At 76.8% G+C, this 2,068-nt stretch carries 1 protein-coding gene; it reads left to right on the plus strand.

All coding sequences use genetic code 11. The features are described 5' to 3' along the window. Positions 1-95 precede the first annotated feature (95 nt). A partial coding sequence (locus ACWEOE_RS15295) for a BTAD domain-containing putative transcriptional regulator (protein WP_452008848.1) occupies positions 96-2,068 on the plus strand: 1,973 nt, incomplete at its 3' end.

Genomic DNA, 2,068 nt, shown 5'->3' on the forward strand with positions numbered 1-2,068 from the left:
GACCCCAAACCCTTCGTCTGGACCAAAACCGCCGACCAGATCCTCGACACCCTCGCCGCATACTGCCAACGAATTAACGACTCAGGACACTAGCGGTGCGGTTCCAGGTCCTCGGTCCGCTGGCGGCGACGGTCGCGTTGCCGTCGGCGGCCCAGCCGCGGCGGCTGCTGGCGCTGCTGCTCGCGCGACCCAACGAGGTCGTCGGCCGGGCGACGATCGTCGACGAGCTGTGGCCCGACGGCGGGCCGCCGAGTGCCGCGGCGATCGTGCAGGTGACGGTGTCGAAGCTGCGCAAGGCGCTCTCACCCGGGCTGGCCGCGGGCGATCCGGGACAACGGCTGAAGTCGGGACCGCGCGGCTACGCGCTGACCGTGGCCGAGGGGGAGCTCGACGCGGCCGAGTTCGTCGCGCTCGCGTCGGCCGGGCTGGCCGCCGAGGACCCGCGGCTGCGCCACGACCTGCTGACCCGGGCGCTCGCGTGCTGGCGCGGCGGGGCGTTCTGCGACGTCGAGACGGGACCGCTCGTCGAGGCGCACGAGGTGTGGTTGGAGGATCGGCGCCGGACCGTGCTGCTGCAGCTCGTGGACCTGCAGCTGGCCGAGGGCGACGAGCAGGCCGTGGTGCACCGGCTCGCCCCGGTCGTGGCCGCCCGGCCCGCCGACGAGCGGCTCGCCGCCCGGCTCGTCGACGCGCTCGCGGGCCTGGACCGCCGCGACGCGGCGCTCGACGTGCTGCGCCGCACGCGCCGCGCGCTGTGGGACGAGGCCGGTGTGGTGCCCGGCCCGGAGTTCGACGCGCTCTACCGCCGCCTCGCCGGCGCCGAGTGGACGGCCGGCGGCCCGCCCGCGCAGCTGCCCGCGCCTCTGCCCGACTTCACCGGCCGCGCGGCCGAACTGGCCGCCGTGACCCGGCACCTGCGCACCCCCGCGCCGGTCGTGGTCCACGGCTCGCCCGGGGCGGGCAAGAGCGCGCTCGCCGTGCAGGCCGCGTGGCGGGCGCGGCGCCGCTTTCCCGACGGGCAGCTCGTGGCCGACCTGGCGGCCACCTCGTCGCGGGACATCCTCGTGGCATTCCTGCGGGCTTTCGGTGCCGCCCCGGCCGAGCTCGACGGCGACCTCACCACCCTCGTCGCCGCGTGGCGCGGGCACACCGCGGACCGGAAGGTGCTGGTACTGCTGGAAAACGCGCGTACCGAGGCCGCCGTCCGCCCGCTGCTCCCGAGCGGCCCGGGGTGCGCCGTCCTGGTGACGGCTGGCCGGCCACTACCGGGGTTGACGGCGGCATGGCAGGTTCCCGTGGCTTCGCTGTCCACTGTGGACGCTCGCGCCCTGCTCGCCGCCGTGGCCGGCGAGGCGCGGATCGCGGCCGAACCCGCGGCCGCCGACGCCCTGGTGGCGTGCTGCGCCGGCCTTCCCCTGGCCGTGCGCATCGCCGGCCTGCGGCTGGCCGCCCGGCCCCACCTGCGTCTCGCGGACCTCGCCACCCGCCTCGGCGACGACCGGCGCGCCCTCGACGAACTCGTCGCCGGAGACCTCAGCGTGCGCGCCGCGGTCCTGCCGGCGCTGCGCGAATGCCCCGGCGAGGACCGCGATCTGCTGCGCCTGCTCGGGCTGTTCCGCCGGCCCGTGCCGGACTGGTGCGCCGCCGCCCTGGTGGACGTCCGGCCCGCCGAGGTCCACGACCGTCTCGACCGCCTCGCCTCACACCACCTGCTGACCACCGACGACCACGGCCGCCATGCCGTGCCGCGCTTTGTCCGGCTCGGTCTTGCGCGTCTGGCCGGCGCTGGGGCCGACCGGGCCGCCGGGGCGGAGGTCCGGCCTGCCGCGGCGCGCGGGGGTCTCGATGGCCTGGTCGAGCGCCATCTGCCGACTACCGCCGGTTGCGAGCGCAGCGCGGTGTCACGCGTTCCGCGCCTGCCTGGCGGTGAACCGGAGCGGGCCGCCGGGCTGAGTGTGCGATCCGCCGAGACCCGCGAGGGTCTCGGCGGCTTGGCGGAGCGCCAGTTGTCGACCGCCGACGACCGCGACCGTCACGCCGGTTCGCGCGTTGTGCGCCTGCCTGGCGG

The organism is Amycolatopsis sp. NPDC004368 (genome assembly GCF_053602515.1).